This window comes from uncultured Paracoccus sp., assembly GCF_937873615.1.
Lineage (GTDB): Bacteria > Pseudomonadota > Alphaproteobacteria > Rhodobacterales > Rhodobacteraceae > Paracoccus.
In genome coordinates this window covers 63370-87834 of sequence record NZ_CALMYP010000024.1, presented here as the reverse complement: position 1 = coordinate 87834, position 24465 = coordinate 63370, and the positions used below count along the sequence as shown (strand labels likewise).

The 24465-nt window shown below is 65.5% G+C and carries 24 protein-coding genes; 15 read left to right on the top strand and 9 right to left on the bottom strand.

Annotated features, from left to right (window positions below; all coding sequences use genetic code 11):
- Position 1: 1 nt before the first annotated feature.
- Positions 2 to 217: a hypothetical protein gene (locus Q0330_RS07785; RefSeq protein ID WP_299476909.1), complete on the bottom strand. Its 216-nt coding sequence runs from the start codon at positions 215 to 217 to the stop codon at positions 2 to 4.
- Here Q0330_RS07785 and Q0330_RS07780 point away from each other — a divergent pair.
- The 8 genes from Q0330_RS07780 to Q0330_RS07745 all read left to right on the top strand — a co-directional run bounded on the left by Q0330_RS07780 (position 216) and on the right by Q0330_RS07745 (position 8313).
- Positions 216 to 1838 (top strand): long-chain-fatty-acid--CoA ligase, encoded by a 1623-nt coding sequence (locus tag Q0330_RS07780; protein ID WP_299476907.1) that lies wholly within the window; start codon positions 216 to 218, stop codon positions 1836 to 1838. The two genes, Q0330_RS07785 and Q0330_RS07780, sit on opposite strands and share 2 nt — an antisense overlap.
- A 179-nt stretch (positions 1839 to 2017) precedes the next feature.
- Positions 2018 to 3229: a zinc metallochaperone GTPase ZigA gene (gene zigA / locus Q0330_RS07775; protein WP_299476904.1), complete on the top strand. Its 1212-nt coding sequence runs from the start codon at positions 2018 to 2020 to the stop codon at positions 3227 to 3229.
- 56 nt (positions 3230 to 3285) lie between these two features.
- Entirely contained in the window at positions 3286 to 3600 is a 315-nt protein-coding gene (locus tag Q0330_RS07770) for a DUF6525 family protein (protein ID WP_299476902.1), read from the top strand.
- A gap of 94 nt (positions 3601 to 3694) precedes the next feature.
- Positions 3695 to 4291, top strand: a complete 597-nt coding sequence (locus tag Q0330_RS07765) for an HAD family phosphatase (RefSeq protein WP_299476899.1) — start codon at positions 3695 to 3697, stop codon at positions 4289 to 4291.
- 178 nt (positions 4292 to 4469) lie between these two features.
- The gene (locus Q0330_RS07760) at positions 4470 to 5570 is read left to right on the top strand and encodes an ABC transporter substrate-binding protein (RefSeq protein WP_299476897.1); all 1101 of its coding nucleotides are present in this window, start codon (positions 4470 to 4472) and stop codon (positions 5568 to 5570) included.
- A 54-nt stretch (positions 5571 to 5624) separates the two neighbouring features.
- Complete coding sequence (locus tag Q0330_RS07755; protein WP_299476895.1) at positions 5625 to 6473, top strand: ABC transporter permease subunit; 849 nt, start codon at positions 5625 to 5627, stop codon at positions 6471 to 6473.
- Positions 6470 to 7252 (top strand): ABC transporter permease, encoded by a 783-nt coding sequence (locus Q0330_RS07750; protein WP_299476893.1) that lies wholly within the window; start codon positions 6470 to 6472, stop codon positions 7250 to 7252. The genes Q0330_RS07755 and Q0330_RS07750 overlap by 4 nt, the downstream gene beginning before the upstream one ends.
- Complete coding sequence (locus Q0330_RS07745) at positions 7249 to 8313, top strand: ABC transporter ATP-binding protein (RefSeq protein WP_299476890.1); 1065 nt, start codon at positions 7249 to 7251, stop codon at positions 8311 to 8313. The genes Q0330_RS07750 and Q0330_RS07745 overlap by 4 nt, the downstream gene beginning before the upstream one ends.
- 9 nt (positions 8314 to 8322) lie before the next feature.
- Here Q0330_RS07745 and tdh read toward each other — a convergent pair whose 3' ends face one another.
- Together tdh and Q0330_RS07735 are read right to left on the bottom strand one after the other, a co-directional pair.
- Complete coding sequence (gene tdh, locus Q0330_RS07740) at positions 8323 to 9348, bottom strand: L-threonine 3-dehydrogenase (protein WP_299476953.1); 1026 nt, start codon at positions 9346 to 9348, stop codon at positions 8323 to 8325.
- Between the two features lie 11 nt (positions 9349 to 9359).
- On the bottom strand, positions 9360 to 10544 hold the full coding sequence (locus Q0330_RS07735) for a glycine C-acetyltransferase (protein ID WP_299476886.1): 1185 nt from the start codon (positions 10542 to 10544) through the stop codon (positions 9360 to 9362).
- A gap of 192 nt (positions 10545 to 10736) precedes the next feature.
- Here Q0330_RS07735 and nagA point away from each other — a divergent pair, with 192 nt between their 5' ends.
- Positions 10737 to 11867 carry an N-acetylglucosamine-6-phosphate deacetylase gene (gene nagA, locus Q0330_RS07730; protein WP_299476883.1) on the top strand — a complete coding sequence of 377 codons (1131 nt, stop codon included), beginning with the start codon at positions 10737 to 10739 and terminating at the stop codon, positions 11865 to 11867.
- 8 nt (positions 11868 to 11875) lie between these two features.
- On the opposite strand, the gene Q0330_RS07725 is transcribed toward nagA, so the two are convergent.
- Genes Q0330_RS07725 through araD form a run of 4 tightly spaced genes read right to left on the bottom strand, consistent with a single transcriptional unit; the run spans position 11876 to position 16841 of the window.
- On the bottom strand, positions 11876 to 12820 hold the full coding sequence (locus Q0330_RS07725; RefSeq protein ID WP_299476880.1) for a 2-hydroxyacid dehydrogenase: 945 nt from the start codon (positions 12818 to 12820) through the stop codon (positions 11876 to 11878).
- Positions 12821 to 12846: 26 nt separating this feature from the next.
- Complete coding sequence (locus tag Q0330_RS07720) at positions 12847 to 13557, bottom strand: ribonuclease activity regulator RraA (protein WP_299476877.1); 711 nt, start codon at positions 13555 to 13557, stop codon at positions 12847 to 12849.
- Positions 13558 to 13568: 11 nt separating this feature from the next.
- Positions 13569 to 15083, bottom strand: a complete 1515-nt coding sequence (locus Q0330_RS07715; protein WP_299476874.1) for an aldehyde dehydrogenase (NADP(+)) — start codon at positions 15081 to 15083, stop codon at positions 13569 to 13571.
- A 15-nt stretch (positions 15084 to 15098) separates the two neighbouring features.
- Complete coding sequence (gene araD, locus Q0330_RS07710) at positions 15099 to 16841, bottom strand: L-arabinonate dehydratase (RefSeq protein ID WP_299476871.1); 1743 nt, start codon at positions 16839 to 16841, stop codon at positions 15099 to 15101.
- 232 nt (positions 16842 to 17073) lie between these two features.
- On the opposite strand from araD, the gene Q0330_RS07705 reads away from it, so the two are divergent.
- The 5 genes from Q0330_RS07705 (at position 17074) to Q0330_RS07685 (ending at position 21870) form a co-directional block, all read left to right on the top strand.
- Positions 17074 to 18120, top strand: a complete 1047-nt coding sequence (locus tag Q0330_RS07705) for a hypothetical protein (RefSeq protein ID WP_299476868.1) — start codon at positions 17074 to 17076, stop codon at positions 18118 to 18120.
- Between the two features lie 79 nt (positions 18121 to 18199).
- On the top strand, positions 18200 to 18619 hold the full coding sequence (locus tag Q0330_RS07700; protein WP_299476865.1) for a tripartite tricarboxylate transporter TctB family protein: 420 nt from the start codon (positions 18200 to 18202) through the stop codon (positions 18617 to 18619).
- A gap of 13 nt (positions 18620 to 18632) precedes the next feature.
- Complete coding sequence (locus tag Q0330_RS07695; RefSeq protein ID WP_299476863.1) at positions 18633 to 20129, top strand: tripartite tricarboxylate transporter permease; 1497 nt, start codon at positions 18633 to 18635, stop codon at positions 20127 to 20129.
- A 42-nt stretch (positions 20130 to 20171) separates the two neighbouring features.
- On the top strand, positions 20172 to 21215 hold the full coding sequence (locus Q0330_RS07690) for a LacI family DNA-binding transcriptional regulator (RefSeq protein ID WP_299476860.1): 1044 nt from the start codon (positions 20172 to 20174) through the stop codon (positions 21213 to 21215).
- Between the two features lie 19 nt (positions 21216 to 21234).
- Complete coding sequence (locus Q0330_RS07685) at positions 21235 to 21870, top strand: SGNH/GDSL hydrolase family protein (RefSeq protein WP_299476857.1); 636 nt, start codon at positions 21235 to 21237, stop codon at positions 21868 to 21870.
- Here the strand turns inward: Q0330_RS07685 and Q0330_RS07680 are convergent.
- On the bottom strand, positions 21867 to 22721 hold the full coding sequence (locus Q0330_RS07680; RefSeq protein ID WP_299476854.1) for an SMP-30/gluconolactonase/LRE family protein: 855 nt from the start codon (positions 22719 to 22721) through the stop codon (positions 21867 to 21869). The genes Q0330_RS07685 and Q0330_RS07680 overlap by 4 nt on opposite strands.
- 74 nt (positions 22722 to 22795) lie before the next feature.
- Here Q0330_RS07680 and Q0330_RS07675 point away from each other — a divergent pair, with 74 nt between their 5' ends.
- Positions 22796 to 23521 (top strand): FadR/GntR family transcriptional regulator, encoded by a 726-nt coding sequence (locus tag Q0330_RS07675; RefSeq protein WP_299476852.1) that lies wholly within the window; start codon positions 22796 to 22798, stop codon positions 23519 to 23521.
- Here Q0330_RS07675 and Q0330_RS07670 read toward each other — a convergent pair.
- Entirely contained in the window at positions 23518 to 24318 is an 801-nt protein-coding gene (locus Q0330_RS07670; RefSeq protein WP_299476849.1) for an NAD(P)-dependent oxidoreductase, read from the bottom strand. The genes Q0330_RS07675 and Q0330_RS07670 overlap by 4 nt on opposite strands.
- Between the last annotated feature and the right edge of the window lie 147 nt (positions 24319 to 24465).

Sequence of the window (24465 nt, the reverse complement as noted above, 5' to 3'; positions counted from 1 at the left end):
ATCAGTCCTTTAACATGGCGGTGCCGGTCAAGCCTGCATCCGCGGCCTTGGTTCGGGTCGAATCTCTGTGCTCGAAGATAGCCCGATAGCCCCCGGCAAGATCAATCCCATGCGTTAACGAAGGCCGCAGCGTTTCGGTTGCGTCTTCGCCTTCAAACATGCAGCAAAACGGCGAATGATCTGATAGAACAATCGGCCAGAGGAGGAGCATGATCATGACCGGCAAGATGATGTATCAGGAGCTGACGGTGAATTCGCTGATCGACCACGCGGCGCGCTTTCACGGCGGCACCGAGGTGGTCTCGGTCGAGACCACGGGCGAGGTCTCGCGCAGCAATTGGGCGGGGGTGGCGGAACATGCGCGCCGGCTGGCCTCGGCGCTGGATCGGCTGGGCGTGTCGCCCGGTGCGCGTGTCGGCACCATCGCCTGGAACAACCGCCGCCATCTGGAGATCTATTTCGGCGTGGCCGGCGGCGGGCGGGTGACCCATACGATCAACCCCCGCCTGACGCCCGAACAGGTCGCCTATATCGCCAATCATGCCGGGGACGAGGTGATCATGTTCGATGCCACCTTCCTGCCGCTGGTGGCCCCGATCCGCACCCATCTGGATACGGTGAAGCATCTGGTCATGCTCGGCCCCCGCGACGAAGTGGCGGCGCGGATCGAGGGGATGCTGTTCTATGACGAATTGCTGGAAACCGGCGACCCGGATCATCCCTGGCCCGAGATCGACGAGCGTGCGCCGGCGGCGATGTGCTATACCTCGGGCACGACCGGCAATCCCAAGGGGGTGCAGTATTCGCACCGCTCCATCGTGCTGCATTCCATCGGCGGCAACCAGCCGGACGGGCTGGCGCTGTCCGCGCGCGACAGCGTCATGCCGGTGGTGCCGATGTTTCATGTCAACGCCTGGGGGGTGCCCTATATCGCCGCTCAGGCCGGTTCGCGGCTGGTGCTGCCGGGGCCGAATCTGGACGGCGAAAGCCTGGCCCGGCTGATCGAGGCCGAGGGGGTGACGATCTCGCTCGGCGTGCCGACGATCTGGATGGGGCTGCTGGCGGGGCTGGAAAAGACCGGGGCCTCTGCCGACAGCATGACCCGCACCGTGGTTGGCGGCTCGGCCCTGCCGCCCTCGATGATCCCGGCCTTCCGCGACAGGTATGGGGTCGACCTGATCCATGCCTGGGGAATGACCGAGACCTCGCCGCTTGGCACGCTGAACCAGCTTCTGCAGAAGCACGAGCACCTGTCGCCTGACGAACAGGCCCGTATCCGGCTGGGGCAGGGGCGCCCGCCATGGGGGGTCGATCTGCGCATCGTCGACGAGGCCGGCACCGCCCTGCCGCATGACGGCCAGACCCAGGGCGCGCTGCAGATCCGTGGCCACTGGATCGTCGAAGGCTATTACGGTCACGACGAAAGCGCCCTGACCGGGGATGGCTGGTTCGATACCGGCGATGTGGCGACCATAGATGCCGACGGCTATATGGTGATCCGCGACCGCTCGAAGGATATCATCAAATCGGGTGGTGAATGGATTTCCACGGTCGAGCTGGAAAATATCGCCATCGCCCATCCGGGCATCGCCAATGCCGCCGCCATCGCCGCCTTCCACCCGAAATGGGACCAACGCCCGGTGCTGATCGCCGTGCGCGTGCCCGGCGGCGAACTCAGCGAGGCGGAACTGATCGAATTCTATGACGGCAAGGTCGCCAGATGGCAGGTGCCCGACCGGGTCATCTTCGTCGATGCCCTGCCGCTCGGCGCGACCGGCAAGGTGCTGAAGAACCGGCTGCGGGAAGAATATGGCGAGGTTCTGATCGAGACGAGCTGAAAGGTTCTGCCTTTTCGATGCAATGACTTCAGTCCGTCACCCTGCGCCGGATGCAGGGTGGCGGGGTCTCATATCTCACCGCACCAAAGCGCGCTTTGAAGAAGGCGCCCAAAAACCTGCTTGCGTCAGCGCTCGGCTTTCCATTAAATGTTACGATATAACATTACTTGGAGAGAGCCATGCCAGCCAAAGGCAAGCGTTTGCCGGTCACCGTCCTGTCGGGCTTCCTGGGGGCGGGAAAGACCACGCTTCTCAACGATGTGCTGAACAATCGCGAGGGCCGGCGTGTTGCGGTCATCGTCAATGACATGTCCGAGGTGAATATCGACGCCGATCTGGTGCGCGATGGGGGCGCCGATCTGTCCCATACCGAGGAAAAGCTGGTCGAGATGTCGAATGGCTGCATCTGCTGCACCCTGCGCGACGACCTGCTGGTCGAGGTTCGCCGCCTCGCGGATGAGGGGCGCTTCGACTATCTGCTGATCGAGGGCACGGGTATCGCCGAACCCCTGCCGGTCGCCGCCACCTTCGAGTTCCGCGATGAAAATGACGACAGTCTTTCCGATGTCGCCCGGCTGGATACGATGGTGACGGTGGTCGATACCGTCAATCTGCTCAAGGATTATTCCAGTCATGATTTCATTCGCGACCGGGGCGAATCCCTGGGCGAGGCGGATGACCGGACATTGGTCGATCTGCTGGTCGATCAGATCGAATTTGCCGATGTGGTGGTGCTGAACAAGATCAGCGATGCCGGACCGCAGAGGCTGGACGCGGCGCGGAAAATTGTCGCCGCGCTCAATCCCGACGCGAAGATCATCGAGACCGATTACGGGCAGGTGCCGCAGGATCGCATCTTCGATACCGGGCTGTTCGACTTCGACAAGGCGCATCTGCATCCGATGTGGGCGAAAGAGCTTTACGGTTTTGCCGATCATGTCCCCGAGACCGAGGAATACGGCGTCTCCTCTTTCGTCTACCGGGCGCGGCGGCCGTTCCATCCGCAGAAGGTCCATGACATCCTGAATGGCCCGCTGCCGGGTGTGATCCGTGCCAAGGGACATTTCTGGATTGCCACGCGTCCCGAATGGCTGGCAGAGTTCTCGCTGGCCGGGGCGCTCAGCAGCGTCAAGCCGATGGGCATGTGGTGGGCGACGGTGCCGCAAGAGCGTTGGCCAGATCATCCGCAGGCCCGCGCCTATCTGGAGCAGCATTGGCAAGAGCCTTTCGGCGACCGGCGTCAGGAACTGGTCTTCATCGGCGCGGGCATGGACAGGGCGGCGATCACCGCCGCGCTCGATTCGGCGCTGATCGGAGATGAGTCCGCCTTCATGCCGCAGCAATGGGCCAATTTGCCGGACCCGTTCCCCGGTTGGCGGCGGGCCGCGTGATGTTGCAGCGGCGAGACCAGGCTGCTGCAGGTCATCGACGTTGCGGAGATGGCGGATTGAGGGGCGCGGTCGGGATGCAGGCCAATGGCCGCACGACGCTGCCCCGCCGTCATCGCGAAAGCGATCCCATGGCCGCCTATGACCGTTTGCCGTCAGAGCTTCGCGGCTGGCTCGCGCAGGCGGTGTTGCCCTGGTCGGCGCGATCAGCGCTTCGGGTCTGGCGCCGGGCGCTTCACCGCTGCGATGGTGACATGGTCGAAGCGCATCGTCACTTGCAACGGATCGAACGAAAGCAGTTGATGCGGGATACGCTGCGGGTCTGGGGCGAACATCACCCAGAGGCGATAGGACCGGTGTCCGATCGCGGTTGACCGGGTGCGCGAACCTCAGTCCCGGCGAAGCCCCCTTGCACCTCGCGCCGGGCAATGTGACCAATCATCGTAAGACGTTTCTGAGGGGGGCATGATGAAGGCCATCGTTTTCGATATCGGCAATGTTCTGATCGACTGGGATCCGGTGCCGCCGTTTCTCGATGCGCTCGGCAGCGAGGCGGCGGTGCGCGACTTCCTCGCCCGGGTCGATTTCAATAGCCGCAACCTGCGCGCCGATGGCGGGGCGCGTTTTGCCGATCTGGCGGCGGAACTGCCAGATCCCGAGGATCGCGCGCTTCTGGGGCTTTATCTCAGCAATTTCGCCGTCAGCCTTGTTAGGGCTGTCGAGGGGACCTGGACGCTGCTTGGCCGCTTGCGCGATGCCGGCCATCCGATCCATGCCATCACCAACTGGTCGGCCGAGACCTGGCCCGCAGGCGTGCGCGCCCATCCCCGGCTGGGAGAGGTCTTCGGCACCGTCATCGTCTCGGGCGAGGTCGGGATGTTGAAACCCGATCCGGCGATCTTCCGGCTGTTCTGCGCGCGCGCCGGGCTGGCCGCGCAGGATTGCCTGTTCATCGACGACAAGCCCGAGAATTGCGCCGGGGCCGAAAGCATCGGCATGGCGGCGGTGCACTTCACCTCGCCCGCGGCGCTTGAGGCCGATCTGCAACGTCACGGTTTGTTGTGAGGCGGGCGATTCAACCAGTGGGGGCGGCCGGTCCGGTCGCAACCTGTCAACAGACTGGATCGACATAGTTTTGTCATATAACCTTTTGAGAATCGTCATGATCCGGCCCTAACCCTGCCGCGATGCAACCGGCCTGCCTGGCCACAACGTGGAGCTTATGATGCCCTCGACCTCTCGCATGACCCTTCGTATCCTGTCCCTCGGCTGCGCGCTGCCGGCGCTGGTCGCAGGCGCGGCGCTTGCCGAACCCAGTCAGGAGTTGATCGACGCCGCCAAGGCCGAAGGCCAGTTGACCACCATCGCGCTGCCGCATGACTGGTGCGGCTATGGCGACGTGATCGCGGGCTTCAAGGCGAAATATCCTGAAATCACCGTCAACGAACTCAACCCCGATGCCGGTTCCGCCGATGAGCTGGAGGCGATCCGCGCCAACAAGGACAATACCGGCCCGCAGGCGCCCGATGTGATCGACGTGGGCCTGTCCTTCGGTCCGCAGGCCAAGGATGAAGGGCTGATCCAAGCCTACAAGGTCTCGACCTGGGACTCGATCCCCGAGGATGCCAAGGATGCCGACGGCTATTGGTATGGCGATTATTACGGGGTCATGGCCTTCGGCGTGAACACCGACCTGATCGACACCATGCCGACCAGCTGGAAGGACCTGACGAAGCCCGAATATGCCAATGCCTTCGCGCTTGCCGGCGATCCGCGCGCCTCGGCGCAGGCGATCATCTCGGTCATGGCGGCGGGCATCGCCAATGGCGGCGAGCCGGGCGAGGCCTCGGGCCAGAAGGGCATGGAACTGATGGCCGAGGTCAACAAGGCCGGCAATTTCGTGCCCGTCATCGGCAAGTCGGCGACCATCGCACAGGGGGCCACGCCCATCGTCACCGCCTGGGACTATAACCTTCTGTCCTGGCGCGACGGGCTGAACGGCAACCCCCCGGTCGAGGTGATCATCCCCTCGGACGGCGTGGTCGCCGGTGTCTATGTGCAGGCGATCTCGGCCTATGCGCCGCATCCGAACGCGGCGAAGCTGTGGATGGAATATCTCTATTCCGACGAGGGGCAGCTTGGCTGGCTGAAGGGCTATTGCCACCCGATCCGCTTCAACGATCTGGTTCAGGCCGGCAAGGTCCCGCAGGAGATGCTGGACGCGCTGCCCGAGGCCTCGGCCTATGAACAGGCGATCTTCCCCTCGCTGGAGCAGCAGGAGGCCAACAAGAAGGTCGTGACCGAGGGCTGGGACAGCGTCGTCGGCGCCGCTGTCGCAGAGTAAACCGGTTCCGGCCCCGTCCCGTCGGGCGGGGCCATCCCTTTGGTGCGAGGGCGCATGAAGCAGATCGGCTGGAACTGGCTGGGCGTGGTGCCCTTCTTCGCCTTCGCGCTGCTGTTTCTGGTATTGCCGACGATGAATATCGTCATCGGTGCCTTCCAGAACCCGGAAGGGCAGTTCACCCTCCAAAATTTGGCCGGACTGAGCTCGCCCCGGATCGTCGACAGTTTCACGATCTCGATCAAGATCTCGCTGGCAAGCGCCATTCTGGGCTGCCTGATCGGCTTTGCCATGGCGGCGGCGGTGGTCTTCGGCGGTTTGCCGGGTTGGGTGCGCGGTCCGCTGATGACGTTTTCGGGCGTGGCCTCGAATTTCGCCGGCGTGCCGCTGGCCTTTGCCTTCATCGCCACGCTCGGCCGGGTCGGGCTGGTGACAATGCTGCTGAAACAATGGTTTGGCATCAATATCTATGCGCTCGGTTTCAACCTTCTGTCCTTCTGGGGGCTGACGCTGACCTATCTGTTCTTCCAGATCCCGCTGATGGTGCTGATCATCACCCCGGCGCTTGACGGGCTGAAGCGCGAATGGCGCGAGGCGGCCGAGGTGCTGGGCGCCTCGACCTGGCAATATTGGCGCATGGTCGCGCTGCCGATCCTGTTCCCGTCGCTGCTGGGAACTTTCGCGCTGCTTTTCGCCAACAGCTTCGGTGCGGTCGCCACGGCCTATGCGCTGACCGGATCGTCGCTGTCCATCGTGCCGATCATGCTGTTCGCGCAGATCCGGGGCGATGTGCTGCAGGACCCGCATCTGGGCTATGCCATGGCCTTCGGCATGATCGTCGTGACCGGCATCGCCAATCTGGCCTATGTCATCATGCGCACCCGGGCCGAGCGGTGGATGCGATGAGACGCGTCTGGGCCTGGGGGGCCATCTTCCTTGGCGGGCTCTATTTCCTGCTGCCGCTGATCGGCACGGTGGAATTCTCGCTGAGGATGCGGCGGGGCGAGTATTCGCTGGACGCCTATGCCTCGGTCCTGGCCGATCCGGCCTTCCGGCAGACCTTCGGCTATTCGGTGGTGATGGCGGTCCTGACCATTGTGCTGGGCGTGCTGATCGTCGTGCCCACGGCCTATTGGGTGCGGCTGCGCCTGCCACGGCTGCGCCCGGTGATCGAGTTCATCACCCTTTTGCCGCTGGTCATTCCGGCCATCGTCGTGGTTTTCGGCTATATCCGGCTTTACAACACCTCGTCGCTGCTGCCGCTGACCGGAACGGCTGCGGGCACCAATCTGCTGCTGCTCTGCGGCTATGCCATGCTGGCGCTGCCCTATATGTATCGCGCCGTCGATACCGGGCTGTCGACGCTCGACGTGCGGTCCCTGACCGAGGCGGCGCAGGCGCTCGGTGCCGGCTGGGTGCGCATCATCGGCCAGTTGATCCTGCCCAATGTCATCGGCGCGGTGATGTCGGGCGCGTTTCTGTCCTTCGCCATCGTCATCGGCGAATTCACCATGGCGGCGTTGCTGAACCGGCCCGCCTTCGGCCCCTATATGCAGCTTCTCGGCGCCAACCGCGCCTATGAGCCCGCAGCCCTTGCCGTCATCGCCTTTGCCGTCACCTGGGGCTGCATGGGGCTGATGCAACTCCTCTCGCGCCTGATGGGTGTCAGAAAGACCGTGACATGAGCTTCCTCGACCTCGACCACCTGCAGAAATCCTTCGGCGCGACCAAGGTCGTCCACGACTTCGACCTGCATGTCGAGAAGGGCGAATTCGTGTCCTTCCTTGGCCCCTCGGGCTGCGGCAAGACCACGGTGCTGCGCATGGTCGCGGGGTTCGAGACGCCGAGCACCGGGCGGATCCTGATCGACGGGCAGGACGTGACCGGGCTTTCGCCCAACAGGCGGCGGATCGGCATGGTGTTTCAGGCCTATGCGCTGTTTCCGAACATGAATGTGCGCGACAATGTGGGCTTCGGGCTGAGGATCGCGCGCCTGTCCCGGGCCGAGCGTGACGCCCGCGTGTCGGAAATGCTGGCCCTGATCAAGCTGGAACAGCTGGGCGACCGCTATCCCTATCAGCTTTCCGGCGGCCAGCAGCAGCGCGTGGCACTGGCGCGCGCGCTGGCGCCGCGCCCGAACCTGCTGCTGCTGGACGAGCCGCTTTCAGCGCTGGATGCCAAGGTGCGCGTGGCCCTGCGCGACGATATCCGCGCCATTCAGCGCGAGCTGGGCATCACCGCGATCTTCGTCACCCACGATCAGGAGGAGGCGCTGTCGATTTCCGACCGCGTCGTCGTCATGCATCAGGGCCGCGCCGATCAGATCGGCACCCCGGCCGAGATCTATAACCGCCCGGCGACCCGTTTCGTCGCCGGTTTCGTCGGTCAGTTGAACATGTTCGACGCGGTGCTGCGCGAGGATGCGGCGCTGGAATTCGCCGGTCAGCGGTTCGCGCCGGCCGCGCGCCGGGTGCTGTCGCCCGATGGCACGCCGACGGGTCCCGTCACAGTCGCCCTGCGCCCCGAGGCGCTGTCGCTGACCCCCCGGCGCGAGGGCGACGCCGCCATCGAGGGCCGGGTGATCAATTACGATTTCCTCGGCTCGGTCGTTCGCGTCCGGGTCGAGGTCGCCGGCCAGCCGGTATCCATCGACATGTTCAACAGCCCCGATGCGGAACTGCCCCGGCCCGGCAGCACCGCGCCGCTTTACTTCTCGGCCGAGGAAATGCTGGTCCTGCCGAAATAGGGCGGGCGGTCAGCCCCAGTCCATCACCACCTTGCCGGCCTCGCCCGAGCGCATGGCGGCGAAGCCCGCCTCGAAATCGTCGATGGGCAGGCGGTGGGTGATCAGCGGCGTCAGGTCGAGGCCGGATTGCACGAAGGCGATCATCTTGTACCAGGTCTCGTACATCTCGCGGCCATAGATGCCCTTCAGATGCAGCATCTTGAAGATGACCTTGTTCCAGTCGATCTCGAAGCCGGTCGGCGCGATGCCCAGAATGGCGATCTTGCCGCCATTGTTCATCAGATCGATCATCTGCCGGAAGGCGGGGGCGGCCCCCGACATTTCCAGCCCGATATCGAACCCCTCGGTCATGCCCAGCCGGGCCATGACCGCCGAAAGATCCTCGGTTCTGGTGTCGATGGCATGTTCGAGGCCCATCCTGCGGGCCAGGTCCAGCCGGACCGGGTTGATATCGGTAATGACCACCTTGCGCGCGCCCGCCCGCTGCGCGACCAGAGCGCCCATGATCCCGATCGGGCCGGCGCCGGTGACCAGCACATCCTCGCCCACGCAATCGAAGGACAGGGCGGTGTGAACGGCATTGCCGAAAGGGTCGAAGATGGCGGCGATCTCGTCGGGGACATCTTCGGGGATCGGCACGACATTGCTTTCCGGCAGGCACAGATATTCCGCGAAAGAGCCGGCGCGATGGACGCCCACGCCAAGCGTGTTGCGGCACAGATGACCCCGGCCGGCACGGCAGTTGCGGCAGGCGCCGCAGGTGATATGCCCCTCGCCCGAGACCCGCTGACCGGGGCGGAAGCGGGTCACGGCGCTGCCGGTATCGGCGATCACGCCGGAAAACTCATGTCCCGTCACCAGCGGCACCGGCACCGTCTTCGCCGCCCAGGCGTCCCAGTTCCAGATATGGACATCGGTGCCGCAGATGGCGCTTTTGCCGACCTTGATCAGAACCTCGTTCGGGCCGGGTTCGGGCACCGGCACCTGTTCCATCCACAGCCCCGGCTCGGCGCGGGCCTTGACCAGGGCCTTCATCATATTGCTGCTCATGCGATCACCTTCAATTCGCGGCCGGTTTCGATGAAGGCGGCGATGGCCGCCGACAGGTCGTCATCGGAATGCGCCGCCGACATCTGGGTGCGGATGCGCGCCTGTCCGCGCGGCACCACCGGGAAGGAGAAGGCGGTGACATAGACGCCCTTTTCCATCATCCGGGCCGCGAAATCCCCGGCCAGATGGGCGTCGCCCAGCATCACCGGAATGATCGGATGGCCGGCCCCGGCCAGCGTGAAGCCCGCAGCCCCCATCTCGGCGCGGAAGCGGGCAGCAATGCCATCCAGCCGCGCTCGCAGTCCGTCGCCCGCCTCGATCAGGTCGAGCGCGGTCAGCGAGGCCGCAGCGATGACCGGCGCCAGCGTGTTCGAGAAAAGATAGGGGCGCGCGCGCTGCCGCAGCATCTCGATCACCGGGGCAGGGCCGGCGACATAGCCGCCCGAGGCGCCGCCAAGCGCTTTGCCGAGCGTCCCGGTCAGGATCTGCACCCGGTCTGCCACCCCGTGCAGGGCAGGGGTGCCGCGCCCGCCCGGCCCGGTCAGCCCGACCGCGTGACTGTCATCGACGACGACCGTGGCATCGTGCCGCTCGGCCAGATCGCAGATCGCCGGCAGATTGGCGATGACCCCATCCATGGAAAAGACGCCATCGGTGACGACGACCCGGTTGCGCGCGCCCTTGGCCTCGATCAGCCGCGCCTCAAGCTCGGCCATGTCGTTATTCGCATAGCGATAGCGCGCCGCCTTGCACAGCCGGACCCCGTCGATGATCGAGGCATGGTTCAGCGCGTCGGATATGATCGCATCCTCCGGCCCCAGAATGGTCTCGAACAGCCCGGTATTGGCGTCGAAACAGCTGGAAAACAGGATCGCGTCCTCGGTCCCCAGGAAGGCGGCGATGCGGGTTTCCAGCGCCTTGTGTTCTTCCTGGGTGCCGCAGATGAAGCGGACCGAGGCCATGCCATAGCCATAGCGATCCAGCCCGGCATGGCCGGCGGCGATCAGGTCGGGATGGTTGGCGAGGCCCAGATAATTATTGGCGCAGAAGTTCAGCACCTTGCGCCCCGGTGCCACCTCGATCCGGCCGGCCTGCATCGAAGTGATGACGCGTTCGGATTTGAACAGCCCGTCGGCACGGATCTGGTCCAGCTCGCTAGAGAGGCGTTCGGTCAGGCTCATGTCTTCCTCCGCAGATATGCGCTTGTCCTGCCCTTCTACTGCAAGGCGAAGGTTTCGGCCAAGGACATTGCGCCGCATATCGGGGGCAGGGTGCTGGACGCAGCGGGCGGCGACAGGCTAAGGCTGTCGCAGAGCAGGCGATCCGCCACGGGCAGGGGCGTCAGGGATTTCAGCAAGAGGCCGGGGCAGGGCATGACACAGCAGGTGTATCACGCAGCGCGCATTTTCGACGGCGAGACCTGGCACGAGGATGCGGCCCTGCTGGTCGAGGGGGGGCGGGTCGCGGCGGTCCTGCCTGCCGCTGACGCCCCCGCCGGTGAGTGCGTCGACGGCTGGATCGTCCCCGGCTTCATCGACCTGCAGGTCAATGGCGGCGGGGGCGTGCTTCTGAACAACGACCCCACGGCAGAAGGCATGGCCACGATCTGCCGGGCGCATCTGTCGCTTGGCACCACCGCGATCATGGCGACGCTGATCACCGACCGGCCCGAGATGACGGCGGCGGCCATCGCTGCGGCGCGTGCCGCTGTGGGCCAGCCCGGCCTGCTCGGCCTGCATCTGGAAGGCCCGCATCTGGCGCTTTCGCGCAAGGGCACCCATGATCCGGCGCTGATCCGGCCGATGAGCGCGGCGGACCTCGCCGTTCTGACCGAGGCCGCGTCGCAACTGGATCACATGATCTGCACCGTCGCGCCGGAATCGGTGACGCCTGCGCAGATCGCCGCGCTGGCGGGGGCCGGCATCACCGTCAGCCTCGGTCACACCGATTGCACTCTGGTTGAGGCCCGCGCCGCCTTCGATGCCGGTGCCCGCATGGTTACCCATCTTTACAATGCCATGAGCCAATTGGCCCATCGCCAGCCCGGTCTTGTCGGGGCGGCGCTGGATGACGGGCGGGTCTGGCCGGGCCTGATCGCCGACGGTTTCCATGTCGATGACGCGGCCCTGGGCGTAGCCCTGCGGGGCAAGGCGGGACCGGCGCGGATCTTCCTCGTCTCGGATGCGATGTCGACCATCGGCACCGATCTGCCCGGCTTCACCCTGAACGGGCGGCAGATCCATCGCCAGGGTGGCCGGCTGACGCTGGCCGATGGCACCCTTGCCGGTGCCGATATCGCCCAGATCGACGCCGTGCGTCATGTGCACCGGAAGCTGGGCCTGTCGCTGGATGAGGCATTGCGGCTCGCGGCACTTTATCCCGCGCAGGCGATGGGTCTGGGCGATATGGGCCATCTGCAACCCGGCGCGCGGGCCGATTTTCTGGCCATGACGCCCGATATTACCGCTGGCCGGGTCTGGCTGGCCGGTCAGCCCGTGGCCTGAGCGGGGGCCTAGAGAGCGACCGGCGAAATCAACGGCTTCCCGGCAAAGAAGGCCGTCAGGTTATCCAGCGCGAGTTGTGCCATGGCGCGCCGCGCCTCCTCGGTGCCCGAGGCGTGATGCGGCGACAGCGTCACATTGGGCAGCGCCGTCAGGCGCGGATCGGGATCGGGTTCCGAGGCATAGACATCCAGTGCCGCCGCCCCGAGCGCCCCGCTTTCCAGCGCCGCGATCAGCGCCGGCTCATCCACGACAGAACCGCGCGCGATATTGACCAGAAGTCCGTCCGGCCCAAGCGCCTCCATCACCGGGGCAGAGATCAGCCCCGCCGTGTCCGGCCCGCCAGCCACGGTCACGATCAGCACATCTGAATCGCGGGCCAACTCGATCAGGTCCGGCTGATGGCTCCAGTCGACCGGCTTGGGCCGGCGGTTCCAGTAACCGATCCGCATGTTGAAAGCCTGCGCCCGCAGGCCCACCGCCTGACCGAGCGAGCCCAGCCCGACAATCCCCAACCGCTTGCCCGAGACCGAGCGTTGCAGCGGAAACATTCCCTTCGCCGCCCAGTCCCCGTTGCGGACATAGGCTTCGCCTGCCACGAAAGATCGCTGCGCGGCCAGAATCAGCAGGATCGCCATATCGGCCACATCGTCGCGCAGGGCGGGCGAGGTATTGGACAGTGCGATCCCCCGCGCCGCGAATTCACCGACCGGCAGCGCGTCGTAACCGGCGGTCGCGCAACTGACCATGGCCAGTTGCGGCATGGCACCCAGCATCGCCCCGCTCATGGTCACATTGCCACTGGTCAGAAGCGCCCGGCACCTCGCCCCCTTTTCGGCGATGAAGTCTTCGGCATCCTCGGCCTTGTCGGCGCGCAGCAGCGTGAAGGCCGCCTCTGCCATTGCCATCGCGTCGCGCCTGATGGGGCTGAGAACCATGACCTCGGGCTTCTGCATCGCCATCTCCTGTAGGGCTGAAGCTGTCAGCGATTGTTGGCTTTCCGCCAGGCTTCGAATTCGGGCAAGAATTCGTCTTTGGTGCGCGGGTAAAGCCCGATGATCGGGGTGCCGGCCTTGACCTTCTCGATCACGAAATCCTCGTAGGCGGTCATCTGGACGGCCTCCTCGGCGCAGTCGTCGGCAATATCGGCCGGGATCACGATGACGCAATCGGCATCGCCGACGATGATATCGCCCGGAAAAACCGGCGCATCGCCGCAGCCGATGGGTTCATTGAGCGCGATCGCCTCGTTATTGGTCAGGTTCGTCGGGCTGGAGGGGCGGGTGTGATAGGCCGGCATCTCCAGTTCGGCAATCGTCGCGGCATCGCGGAAGCCGCCATCGGTGACGACACCGGCACCGCCGCGCATCATCAGCCGGGTGATCAGGATATCCCCGGCCGAGGCCGCCATGGCCTGCTTGCGGCTGTCCATGACCAGCACCGCGCCCTCCGGGCAGGTCTCGATGGCGACGCGCTGCGGGTGTTTCGGATCGGCGAAGACGCTCATCGGGTTGCGGTCCTCGCGCGCCGGGATATAGCGCAGGGTGAAGGCCGGGCCGACCATGTTCCTGCCCTTCCAGCCGAGGGGGTGGACCCCCTGGATGACCTGGTTGCGCAAGCCGCGCTTGAACAGCACGCTGCACAGCGTCGCGACCGAGACGCCCATCAGCTTTTCACGGGTGGCTTCGTTCATCTTCGGGCTCCTTATTGCAGATCGTCGGGCAAGACGCCCTCGGGGATGTTCTGGAAACAGACGGGGCGCAGGAAGCGGCGGATCGACAGGGTGCCAACGCTGGTCGCGCCGAAGTTGGTCGAGGCCGGATAGGGGCCGCCATGGACCATGGTATCGGCGACCTCGACCCCGGTCGGGAAGCCGTTGGCCAGCACCCGGCCCGCCTTGCGTTCGAGGATCGGCAGCAGTTTTCGCGCCTCGGTGGCGTCGCCCGCGTCCATGTGGATGGTCGCGGTCAGCTGGCCCTCGAAGCCTTTCGCGAGCATCTCCATCTCGTCGGTGCCGCTGACCCGGATCACCAGACCCAAGGGCCCGAAGACCTCCTCGCCCAGAGCATGATCCTGCAGATAGCTGGCGGCATCGGTCTCATAGAGGTTCGGATTGGCCTCGCGGCCCGCGCTTTCGGTGCTGAGAAGGGGCGTGACGCTGTTGCGGGTCTCGAATCGGTCCTGCCCGTCGCGATAGGCCTTGGCGATCCCATCGGTCAGCATGACCTGCGGGCCGACGGCTTCCAGCCCGGCCTTGGCGGCAGCGACAAAGGCGTCGCCCGCCGGGCCGGTTGCCACGACGGCGATGCCGGGATTGGTGCAGAACTGGCCCGCGCCCATGGTCAGGCTGCCGGCCCAGCCCTTGCCGATCTCCTCGCCCCGGGCTTTGGCAGCCTCGGGCAGAACGAACATCGGGTTGACCGAGCCAAGCTCGCCGAAGAAGGGGATCGGCTCGGGGCGCGCGGCGCAAAGGTCGAACAGCGCCCGGCCCCCGCCCAATGATCCGGTGAAGCCCACAGCCTTGATCAACGGATGCTGGACGAGTGCGGTGCCGACATCGCGCCGCCCGCCCTGGATCAGCGAGAAGACGCCCTTCGGCATCCCGGTCTTTTCCACCGCCGCCTTGATGGCTTCGGCGACGATCTCGCCGGTGCCGGGATGGGCGCTATGGCCCTTCACCACCACCGGGCAACCGGCGGCGAGGGCTGCGGCTGTATCCCCGCCTGCGGTCGAAAACGCCAGCGGGAAGTTCGAGGCGCCGAAGACCGCGACCGGCCCGATCGGGCGCTGGATCATGCGCAGATCCGGGCGCGGCAGGGGCTGGCGGTCGGGCAAAGCCGCGTCGTGACGGCGGTCGAGGTAATCGCCCTTGCGGATATGATCCGCGAAAAGGCGAAGCTGGCCGGTGGTCCGCCCACGCTCGCCCTGAAGTCGGGCCTCGGGGAGGCCGGTTTCCTGGGAGCCGATCTCGGTGATCGCCTCGGCGCGGGCCTCGATCTCATCGGCGATGGCGTCGAGGAAGGCGGCGCGTTCCTCGCGCGAGGTATAGGCATAGGTCCAGAAGGCCTCTTCCGCCGCTTCGCAGGCGGCGTTCACCAGATCGACCGTGCCGACAGAGAAGTCATGCGCCGGGCCATGCGCGGGCTCCGACGAAAAGCTCCGGTCCGATGCGACCCAGTCGCCAGCGATCAGGTGCTTGCCATGGGGGGTGAAGGGCATGTCTGCCTCCCTTGTTCAGAAAATGTCAGGCTCGCCGGCAGCTTTGCCGAAGTCGCGTTCGAGATAGTCGAAATCGCAACCCTTGTCAGCCTGGGTCACATGGCGAGAGAACATATAGCCCCAGCCGCGTTCGAATTTCGGCTCGGGCGGGGTCCATGCGGCGCGGCGACGTTCGATTTCCGCCTCGTCGACCAGCATGTCGAGCCGGCGGTTCGGCAGGTCCAGCCGCACCGTGTCGCCGGTTTTCAGCAGGGCCAGCGGTCCGCCGACGAAGCTTTCCGGCGCCACATGCAGCACGCAGGCGCCATATGACGTGCCCGACATCCGCGCGTCCGAAATCCGCAGCATGTCGCGATGGCCCTGCTTGATCAGCGCCTTCGGGATCGGCAGCATCCCCCATTCCGGGAAGCCCGGCCCGCCCAGGGGACCGGCATTGCGCAGCACCATCACCGTGTCGGGCGTGACCTGCAGGTTCTCGTCGTCGACGGCCTTCTTCATCTCGGGATAGCTGTCGAAAACCAGCGCCGGGCCCTCATGGACCCAGTATTTCGGATCGCAGGCGGCGGGCTTGATGACCGCGCCATCGGGACACAGGTTCCCGCGCAGCACCGCCAGCGAGCCCTCGTGATAGACCGGGTTCGACAGCGGCCGGATCACGTCGTCATTATAGACGGTGGCCCCCTCGATCCCCTCGCCCATGGTCTTGCCGGCGACAGTCAGCGCCGAGAGGTCCAGCTTTTCGGCCAGCTGCACCATCAGCGCGCGCAGACCGCCGGCATAGTAGAAATCCTCCATCAGGTAATCCTTGCCGGAGGGGCGGACATTGCAGATCATCGGCACTTCGCGACCGAGCGCGTCAAGATCGTCCAGCGTCAGATCGACGCCTGCGCGCCGCGCCATGGCGATCAGGTGGACGACGGCATTGGTCGAACAGCCCGTGGCCATGCCGACAAGGGCGGCGTTGCGCACGGCGGCGGGCGTCACGATCTTCTCGGGCGTCAGATCCTCCCAGACCATTTCCACGATCCGCCGCCCGCAATCGGCGCCCATGCGCTGATGGGCGGAATCGGCGGCGGGGATGGACGAGGCGCCGGGCAGCGACAGGCCCATCGCCTCGGTGATCGAGGTCATGGTGCTGGCCGTGCCCATGGTCATGCAGGTGCCGGCGGAACGGGCGATGCCGCCCTGCACGCCCAGCCATTCCTCGTCGCCGATATTGCCGGCGCGGCGTTCGTCCCAGTATTTCCACGCATCCGAACCCGAGCCGAGGATCTTGCCCGCGTAATGGCCGCGCAGCATCGGGCCGGCGGGCAGGAAGATCATCGGCACGCCCGCCGTGATCGCGCCCATCACCAGCCCCGGCGTGGTCTTGTCGCAGCCGCCCATCAGGACGACGCCGTCCAGCGGATGGGCGCGGATCTGTTCTTCCGTCTCCATCGCCAACATGTTGCGATACAGCATCGAGGTCGGCTTGTTGAAGCTTTCATCGACCGACAGTGCCGGCATCTCAACCGGCAGGCCGCCGGCCTGCAGGATGCCGCGCTTCACGTCCTTGATGCGTTCCGGGAAATGGCTGTGGCAGGAGTTCAGTTCCGACCAGGTGTTCAGGATGCCGATGATCGGCTTGCCCATGAAATCGGCCTCGGAATAGCCGAGCTGCATCATCCGCGAGCGGTGGCCGAAGCTGCGCAGATCGTCCGGCGCGAACCAGCGCGCGCTGCGCAGCTTGTCCGGCGTGATTCCCCCATCCCTGGCCATCGCTATCCTCCCTCCGCAATACACTCACCCTTCATGTATGCGTATTCATTTCAGCCTGTCAACGCAATATTGCCGCATTTGCCAAATTTTATGGCGATTGAATGAGTTATTGACAGCGCGGTCCGAATCATGTTGATAGTTGATGTATGCGCATACATTGCGTGTTCCGGTGCCGTGGAGGGCGCCGGTCATGTCGATCAGGCGGCCGCGCATCGGCCGAAGGGAGGAAAAGATGAAACTGACCCGCAGAGTGATCCTGTCGGCGGCCGTGGCGGCCGCGATGCTGGCCCAGCCCCTTGTCGCGGCGGCCCAGGACCTGCCGCGCAATGTGCGGCTGGTGATCGGCTCCGGCTCGACCGGGGGCGACACCTATCAGGCGGCCTCGCTGGTGGCCGATGCGCTGGCGAAGCAGCTTGGCGTGAACATCAAGGTCGATGCCGTCGGCGCGTCCGAGGCGTTCAAGGCGGTCGGGCGCGACAAGCGCGGCACCACCATCATGCTGCATCACGACCAGTCCTATCTGGCCAGCCTTTACGGCGTCGCCGGCAGCCCGGACCCGTTCGAGGGCTTCGTGGTCGGCCCGACGCTGGCGATCAACCCCGGCAATGCCTATCTGGTCGCGAAGAACTCGCCCTATCAGACCATGGCGGATGTGCTGAAGGCCGCCGAGGACGGCCAGAAGGTTCGCGTCGCCATCCAGCCGGGCGGGGTGTCGGAAATCGGCTTCTCGGCGCTGAAAAGTGCCGCGCGCGCGACCGCCCCGGGTTCCGAGGAAAACATCGTCGCGGTGAATACCGGCGATCAGGCCGACAAGAACCAGGCCATGTTCGACGGGCTGGCCGACATGATCAACGGCTCGATCCAGGCGAACGAGCAATTCGCCGAACTGCCCGACGACGACCAGAAGGCCATGCGCTTCATCTGGATCACCGCCACGCCCGAGGCGCTCGAACAGGGCCCCGAGGCCGGCGTCGGCAACATGACCCGCGCCGACATGCTGAAATATGCCTCGCCCGAGACCAGGGTGCCGCGCCCGAATGGCGAGGACTTCACCTTCGACAAGGAATTCTTCCTGATCTACAACAAGGACATGGACCCGGCCCAGATGGAGACCGTCGATGCCGCCCTGGCCCAGGTGTTCCAGCAGGACGAGCTGAAGAACCGGCTTCTGGAAGCCTTCTTCATCCCCGATTACCGCCCGCTGGCCGAGGCTTCCGCGCATCTGAAGGAAAAGCGCGACGCCTATGCCGAGATCATCGGCAACCTGACCGCGCAATAGGCGCGGGATATCGCGGGGCTGCACGCAAGCGGCCCCGCGACCTCGCGATACGGACCACCATTTTCAAAGGGGGTGCCCCATGGCAGACCTGCTCGCGGTGTCCATCGATTTCGAGACATCCCACCTGCTCTTTCCGAAGCTTATCGGCTCGATCCTGGCGCTGCTGGGGCTGGCGATCCTGATCACCCATCGCCGCGCCATCGCCCATTCCGGCGCCATGTGGGCGCAGACCTTCGCCGGCATGGACAAGCTGCGCTTCTTCGGCACGCTGATCCTGACGGTGATCTATTTCCTGCTGATGGTGCCGGTGGGGGACCGCTGGCCGAATACCGGCCTTGGCTTCCTGATCTGCTCGATCCCCTTCGTGGCGGCGATCAGCATCCTTTACATGCATGAACGCGACGCCCGCAGCCTGGTCCCGGTGCTGATCGTCGCGGTGGCCGCCCCGACGCTGGTCTGGTGGCTGTTCACCTATGTCTTCGCGCTGACCCTGCCCTGAAGGAGCCGCGACCATGTTCGAATTCATCACCCCGATGTATGTCTTCCTGATCTTCTCCGGCACGCTGGTCGGGATCATCTTCGGCGCCATTCCCGGCATGACCGCGACCATGGCGGTCGCCGTCTGCCTGCCGCTGACCTATTCGCTGGGGCTCGACAACGGGCTGGCGCTGCTGCTCGGGCTTTATGTCGGCGGCATCTCGGGCGGGCTGGTGCCGGCGATCCTCTTGGGCATCCCCGGCACGCCCTCCTCGATCACCACGACCTTCGACGGCTATCCGATGGCGCAGCGCGGCGAGGGCGAGAAGGCCCTGCGCATCGGCATCGTCGCCTCGCTGGTCGGCGGGCTGATCTCGCTTGCCGCGCTGTTCTTCTTCGCCCCGGCGCTGGCGGAATTCGCCATCAAGTTCTCCTATGTCGAGAAATTCCTGATCATCCTCTTCGCGCTGACCGTCATGGCCGCCCTGTCCGAGGACATGCTGATGGGCATCTTCTCGGGCTTTCTGGGCATCTTCATCAGCCTGATCGGCGTCTATGACGTGACCAATGGCGGCAATGGCGAATTCCGCCTGATCCCGCCCGGCACCGAATACTGGCTGGAGGGCGGGTTTTCGCTGCTGCCGGTGCTGATCGGGCTGTTCGGGCTGGCGACCATCCTTGAAGCCGCCGAGGCCGGGATGCCGAAGGGCCAGTCGCTCAAGGATATCGAGGTCGGCGCCCATTCCCGCTTCAGCAGGTCGGTCTTCAAGGGGCAGATCGGCAATCTCGTGCGCTCCTCGGGCATCGGCACCTTCGTCGGCATCCTGCCCGGCGTCGGCGGCTCGGCGGCCTCGATCCTGTCCTATACCGCGACCAAGACCGCCTCGAAGAACCCGGAAAGCTTCGGCAAGGGCAATCCGGCGGGGATCATGGCCTCGGAATCCGGCAATAACGGGCTGACCGGGGGGGCGATGGTGCCGCTTCTGTCGCTGGGGATCCCGGGCGACGCGACCACGGCGCTGCTGATCGGGGCCTTCACGCTGCAGGGCATCCAGGTCGGGCCGCTGTTCATCGGCAACAATCCGGGGACCTGGAGCTCCATCGTCATCGCCATGCTGATCGCCAATATCGCCATGTTCGCGATCATGTATTTCGCCATCCGCTGGCTGGCCATGGTGGTGGCGATCCCCAAGCACATCCTGTTCCCGGTCATCCTGATGATGTGCGTGATCGGCGCCTATACGATCAATTACGGCATCATGTTCGATGTCTGGACGCTGCTGATCTTCGGCGTCGCCGGCTGGCTGTTCACCAAGATCGGCATCGAGGTCGCGCCCTTCATCATCGGCTTCATCCTTGGCCCGGCGGCCGAGATCTATTTCGTCAAAAGCCTGGAAAGCTTCGGCACGCTGTCGATCTTCTTCACCAAAAGCTGGATCGCGGTGCTGCTCTGGGTGCTGATCGCGGGATCGGTGGCGGGGTCGGTCATGCTGGCGCGCCGCAAGGCCGCGATGAAAGAGGCCGAGGGCTGATCGCGCTTGCGCGGTCCCGCCCGGCCCGCCATATCTCGGGCCATGACCACGCGTGATCCAGACCCGAAGCCCCGCCCCCTGCCGAAAAAGCCGGGGGCGGTCACCATGACCACGGTCGGGCGCATGGCGGGCGTGTCGCAGGTCACCGTCTCAAGGGCGCTGTCGGACCCGTCCAAGGTCTCGCCCGAGACGCTGAAGCGCATCCACGAGGCGATCGAGGCGACCGGCTTCGTGCCCAATGCGCTGGCAGGCGCGCTTGCCTCGCGGCGCAGCAACCTGATCACGGCGCTGGTGCCCTCGATCACCAATATCGTCTATTCCAGCCTGCTGCACGGATTTGCCGAGATCATGCGCCAGCATGGCTATCAGATCATGGTGTCGGAGATCGGCTTCGACGCCGCGCGCGAGCAGGAGATGATCGCGACCCATCTTGCCCGGCGTCCCGACGGGATCCTGCTGACCGGCATCCATCACAGCCCCGAGGCGCGGCGGATGCTGATCGGCGCCGCCATCCCGGTGGTCGAGGTCTGGGACGTGACCGAGACCCCCATCGACTGCTGCATCGGCTTTTCCCATCACGAGGTCGGCCGCGCCGGGGCCGAATTCGCGCTCGACGCCGGCTACCGCCGCGCCGCTACCGTCACCGCCGGCGATCTTCGCGCGCAGCGCCGCCGCGATGCCTTCATCGCGCGCTACCAGTCCCGGGATTCCGGTCCTGTCGCGCGGATCGACTTCCCCCCCGGCACCGCCACGCTGGGGCAGGGCCGCGACGCGCTTGCCCGGCTGATCGACGAGCACGGCTTCACGGGCGGGGTGATCTTCTGCAGTTCCGACCAGTTCGCCCATGGCATCCTGACGGAGGCAATATCGCGCGGCCTTTCCGTCCCGCAGGACATCGCCGTGATCGGCTTCGGCGATCAGGCCTTCGCCGAACACACCTTCCCGCCCCTGACCACCATCCGCGTCGACCGCGACGCCCTTGGCCGCGAGGCCGCGAATGCGCTGCTGGCCCGCTTCGATGGCGGTGCCGAGGGGCCGGGCACCATCGACCTCGGCTTCACGCTGATCCGGCGGGGATCGGCCTGAACATGCGAAAGGATCCCACATGACCCAAACCATCATGGCCTTCGGCGACAGCCTGACCTGGGGCACGGATGTCGAGAATGACAGCCGCCATGCCTTCGAGGATCGCTGGCCCTCGGTTCTCGCGGCGGGGCTGGGCGATGGCTGTCGGGTCATTGCCGAGGGGCTTGGCGGGCGGACGACCGCCTTCGACGATCACACCGCCCCCTGCGAGCGGAATGGCGCGAAGGTGCTGCCGATGCTGCTCGGCTCGCATTCGCCGCTGGATCTGGTCGTCATCATGCTGGGCACGAATGACCTGAAATCCTTCATCAGCCCGACCATTCACGGCCCGGTCGCCGGCATGACCCGGCTGATCCAGATCGTCCGCAGCTATCCCTATGCGCGGGGCAGCGCGGTGCCGCAGATCCTGATCGTCGCGCCGCCGCATTGCGTGGAACTGGACAGTGGCGAGGCGCCGATGTCCGGGCGCGAACTGGCGGTGTCGCGGGAATTCGCCCCCGCCTATGCGGCGCTTGCGGCAGAAACCGGCTGCGGCTTCTTCGATGCGGCAACGGTGGCCCGGCCCTCGGGTCTGGACGGGGTGCATCTGGACGCGGCCAATACCCGCGCCATCGGGCAGGCGCTGATCGGGCCGGTGCGGCAGATGCTGGGCTAGATCGCCAGCCGAGGCTCTGGCAGGCCCTTCACGCCCGGGCGCAGCGCCATCAGCGCGCCGGCATCGGGGCTGTCATCCGTCTCGCCAAGCGAGGTGACGTAAAGCACATCCAGATCCGGCCCGCCGAAGCAGCATTTCGTCGGCTTCTTCACCGGCATCTCGATCACCCGGACGACCTCGCCCGCCGGAGAGATGCGCAGCAATTGCCCGCCGTCGATGGCCGCACTCCAGTAAAACCCCTCGGCATCGACGCAGCCGCCATCTGGACGACCCAGGCGGCCCGCCGTGTCGAAGAAGACGCGCCGGTTCGACACTTCGCCCTGCTTCAGATCGAAGGCCCAGACCTTGCGCACATCTTTCCAGCTGTCCGAGAGGTAAAGCGTCCCGCCATCCGGGCTGACCGCCAGCCCGTTCGAGACATGCAGCCCCTCCAAGAGCCGCGTCACCCGCCCGTCCGGGTCCAGCCGGTAAAGCGCGCCGCCGGGCACCCCGTCCGGCGCAGATTTCATGGTCCCGAAATAGAAGCGCCCGTCGCGACCCATCGCGCCGTCATTCGGGCGGTTTTCCGGGCGGTCGGCCTCGAAACTCGTCAGAGGTGCCAGCGCGCCGGTTTCCGGTGTGAAGCGGAACAGCCCGTCGGCAAGCGCAAGGACCAGATCGGGCCCTTCGGTCAGGGCGATGCAGGCCACCGCGCGGCCCATCGGCCAGACCCTGTCCTCGCCGGTCGCCGGCGCGAAGCGATGCAACGCGCCCGCCGCGATATCCACCCACCACAGAACCTGCGCGCGGTCGCACCAGACCGGCGATTCACCGATCCCTGCACCCGCTGCCAGAACCACCTCGACCTGCATCGCATCCCCTCCCCTCAATTGACAACTTCCCCGGTGTCATGCTTACAATTTGACAAATCCAGACATGGCCGCCGATGAACACGCCCACCGATATCGCCGTTTCCGCCACGCCGCTGCGCAAGCGGCGCCTCGCGGATGAGATCTATGCCCAGATCCTGCTGCAGCTTTCGACCGGACAATACCGGATCGGCGCCCGCCTGCCGACCGAGAAGGAGCTTTCGGCCAGCTTCGACGTTTCCCGCCCGGTGGTGCGCGAGGCCTTGCAGCATCTTCAGAATGACGGGCTGATCGACGCGCGGCGCGGATCGGGCACCTTCGTGCGCCGGCTGCCGCCGCATGAGATGGCCCATTACACCGAAGATGCCCGGATCGCGCAATACATGCGCGCCTACGAGGTCCGGCGCGGGCTGGAGGTCGAGGCCGCGCGGCTGGCGGCCCTGCGCATCAATCAGGCGCATCGCCGCCGCATCGGCCAGGCGCTGAGCGTGATGGAAGAGACCATGCGCGGCGGCGAAGACGGGCTGGAAGCCGACTTCCTGTTCCATCTGGAAATCGCGCGGGCGACGGAAAACGACCTGTTCGAAAAGCAGCTTCTGTTCCTGCGCCCCGACATGATGGGGACGATGCGCATCGCCTCGACCATCACCGTCAAGCGGTCGAGCGACCGCAAGGAACGCGTGCTGCAGGAACATCGCGACATCTTTCAGGCGATCAGCGCCGGCGATGCCGAACTGGCGAAGCTCTATATGCAATATCACCTCACCAGCGTGCGCAACCGGATCATCGACGACGCGAATTAATCGCGGCTCAGGGGGGCGTCGGCGAAGCTGCCACCCTGAAAGCGGTAATCGGTTTCGTCGACGGGTTCGGCCATGAAATCGGCGGGGCGGTCCTGCGGCGCGTAACCCAGGCGGCGGGCATTGGCATTGTCCCAGAAACTGCCCGGGTTGTCCGAGATGCCATAGACCACCTCGAAGCGGTAATCGGCGGTCAGGCCGGTCTCGATCAGGCGGATGAAATCGGCATGGGACTGGAAGGTCTGCAGGTGGCGCTTCGCGCTTACAACCTCGAAGCAGGAGCCGATGCGCATGCAGAACCCCCGCACCGGGGTCTTGGCGGCGTAAAGCGCGGCAAGCTGTTCCCCGAAGGCCTTGGTCAGACCGTAACGGCTGTCGGGGCAAGGCGGGGCGCTGTGATCGACGGTCCGATCGACCGGATACATGCCGACCGCGTGGTTCGAACTGGCAAACAGGACCCGGTCCACCCCATGCGCCACAGCCGCATCCCAGAGATGCGCGGTGGCCGCGATATTGGCGGGGATCAGCGCTTCCCATGTGCCTTCGGTCGGGATGCCGGACAGGTGGATGATCGCGTCCATGCCCTCGGCCAGGTCGAAGGCGACCTCGCGGCTGCTGATCGGGGTCTGGATCGCCTCGACCCCCTCGACGGCGGGGATGGGCCGGATATCGGCCAGCCGCAGATGCCTGATCTGGCCGGCGCGCAGCCGGTCGCTCAGCGCGCGGGCGGTGACCTGTCCCAGATTGCCCGCCGCTCCGGTGATCAGGATCGACTGTGGAAACGCCTTGTTGTCGGTCATCATTTCCTCCCCCAACGATTCGTATCCTTCCGCCCGATTATAGAGTTTTTGAAAGTAATTCTAATTAACAACTTTTCCAATATTGAAGTGAAGGTCTAACTAATGAACGGCGTGTGTCTTGGCGCGAAGTCAGACGGGCGGCATGAT

Bases quoted from the DNA above. Each gene is read 5' to 3' on its own strand.
- Q0330_RS07780 (WP_299476907.1), top strand. From the start codon at position 216: ATGACCGGCAAGATGATGTATCAGGAGCTGACGGTGAATTCGCTGATC.
- Q0330_RS07785 (WP_299476909.1), bottom strand. From the start codon at position 217: ATGATCATGCTCCTCCTCTGGCCGATTGTTCTATCAGATCATTCGCCG.
- zigA (WP_299476904.1), top strand. From the start codon at position 2,018: ATGCCAGCCAAAGGCAAGCGTTTGCCGGTCACCGTCCTGTCGGGCTTC.
- Q0330_RS07765 (WP_299476899.1), top strand. From the start codon at position 3,695: ATGAAGGCCATCGTTTTCGATATCGGCAATGTTCTGATCGACTGGGAT.
- Q0330_RS07760 (WP_299476897.1), top strand. From the start codon at position 4,470: ATGACCCTTCGTATCCTGTCCCTCGGCTGCGCGCTGCCGGCGCTGGTC.
- Q0330_RS07755 (WP_299476895.1), top strand. From the start codon at position 5,625: ATGAAGCAGATCGGCTGGAACTGGCTGGGCGTGGTGCCCTTCTTCGCC.
- Q0330_RS07750 (WP_299476893.1), top strand. From the start codon at position 6,470: ATGAGACGCGTCTGGGCCTGGGGGGCCATCTTCCTTGGCGGGCTCTAT.
- Q0330_RS07745 (WP_299476890.1), top strand. From the start codon at position 7,249: ATGAGCTTCCTCGACCTCGACCACCTGCAGAAATCCTTCGGCGCGACC.
- tdh (WP_299476953.1), bottom strand. From the start codon at position 9,348: ATGAAGGCCCTGGTCAAGGCCCGCGCCGAGCCGGGGCTGTGGATGGAA.
- Q0330_RS07735 (WP_299476886.1), bottom strand. From the start codon at position 10,544: ATGAGCCTGACCGAACGCCTCTCTAGCGAGCTGGACCAGATCCGTGCC.
- nagA (WP_299476883.1), top strand. From the start codon at position 10,737: ATGACACAGCAGGTGTATCACGCAGCGCGCATTTTCGACGGCGAGACC.
- Q0330_RS07725 (WP_299476880.1), bottom strand. From the start codon at position 12,820: ATGCAGAAGCCCGAGGTCATGGTTCTCAGCCCCATCAGGCGCGACGCG.
- Q0330_RS07720 (WP_299476877.1), bottom strand. From the start codon at position 13,557: ATGAACGAAGCCACCCGTGAAAAGCTGATGGGCGTCTCGGTCGCGACG.
- Q0330_RS07715 (WP_299476874.1), bottom strand. From the start codon at position 15,083: ATGCCCTTCACCCCCCATGGCAAGCACCTGATCGCTGGCGACTGGGTC.
- araD (WP_299476871.1), bottom strand. From the start codon at position 16,841: ATGGCCAGGGATGGGGGAATCACGCCGGACAAGCTGCGCAGCGCGCGC.
- Q0330_RS07705 (WP_299476868.1), top strand. From the start codon at position 17,074: ATGAAACTGACCCGCAGAGTGATCCTGTCGGCGGCCGTGGCGGCCGCG.
- Q0330_RS07700 (WP_299476865.1), top strand. From the start codon at position 18,200: ATGGCAGACCTGCTCGCGGTGTCCATCGATTTCGAGACATCCCACCTG.
- Q0330_RS07695 (WP_299476863.1), top strand. From the start codon at position 18,633: ATGTTCGAATTCATCACCCCGATGTATGTCTTCCTGATCTTCTCCGGC.
- Q0330_RS07690 (WP_299476860.1), top strand. From the start codon at position 20,172: ATGACCACGCGTGATCCAGACCCGAAGCCCCGCCCCCTGCCGAAAAAG.
- Q0330_RS07685 (WP_299476857.1), top strand. From the start codon at position 21,235: ATGACCCAAACCATCATGGCCTTCGGCGACAGCCTGACCTGGGGCACG.
- Q0330_RS07680 (WP_299476854.1), bottom strand. From the start codon at position 22,721: ATGCAGGTCGAGGTGGTTCTGGCAGCGGGTGCAGGGATCGGTGAATCG.
- Q0330_RS07675 (WP_299476852.1), top strand. From the start codon at position 22,796: ATGAACACGCCCACCGATATCGCCGTTTCCGCCACGCCGCTGCGCAAG.
- Q0330_RS07670 (WP_299476849.1), bottom strand. From the start codon at position 24,318: ATGACCGACAACAAGGCGTTTCCACAGTCGATCCTGATCACCGGAGCG.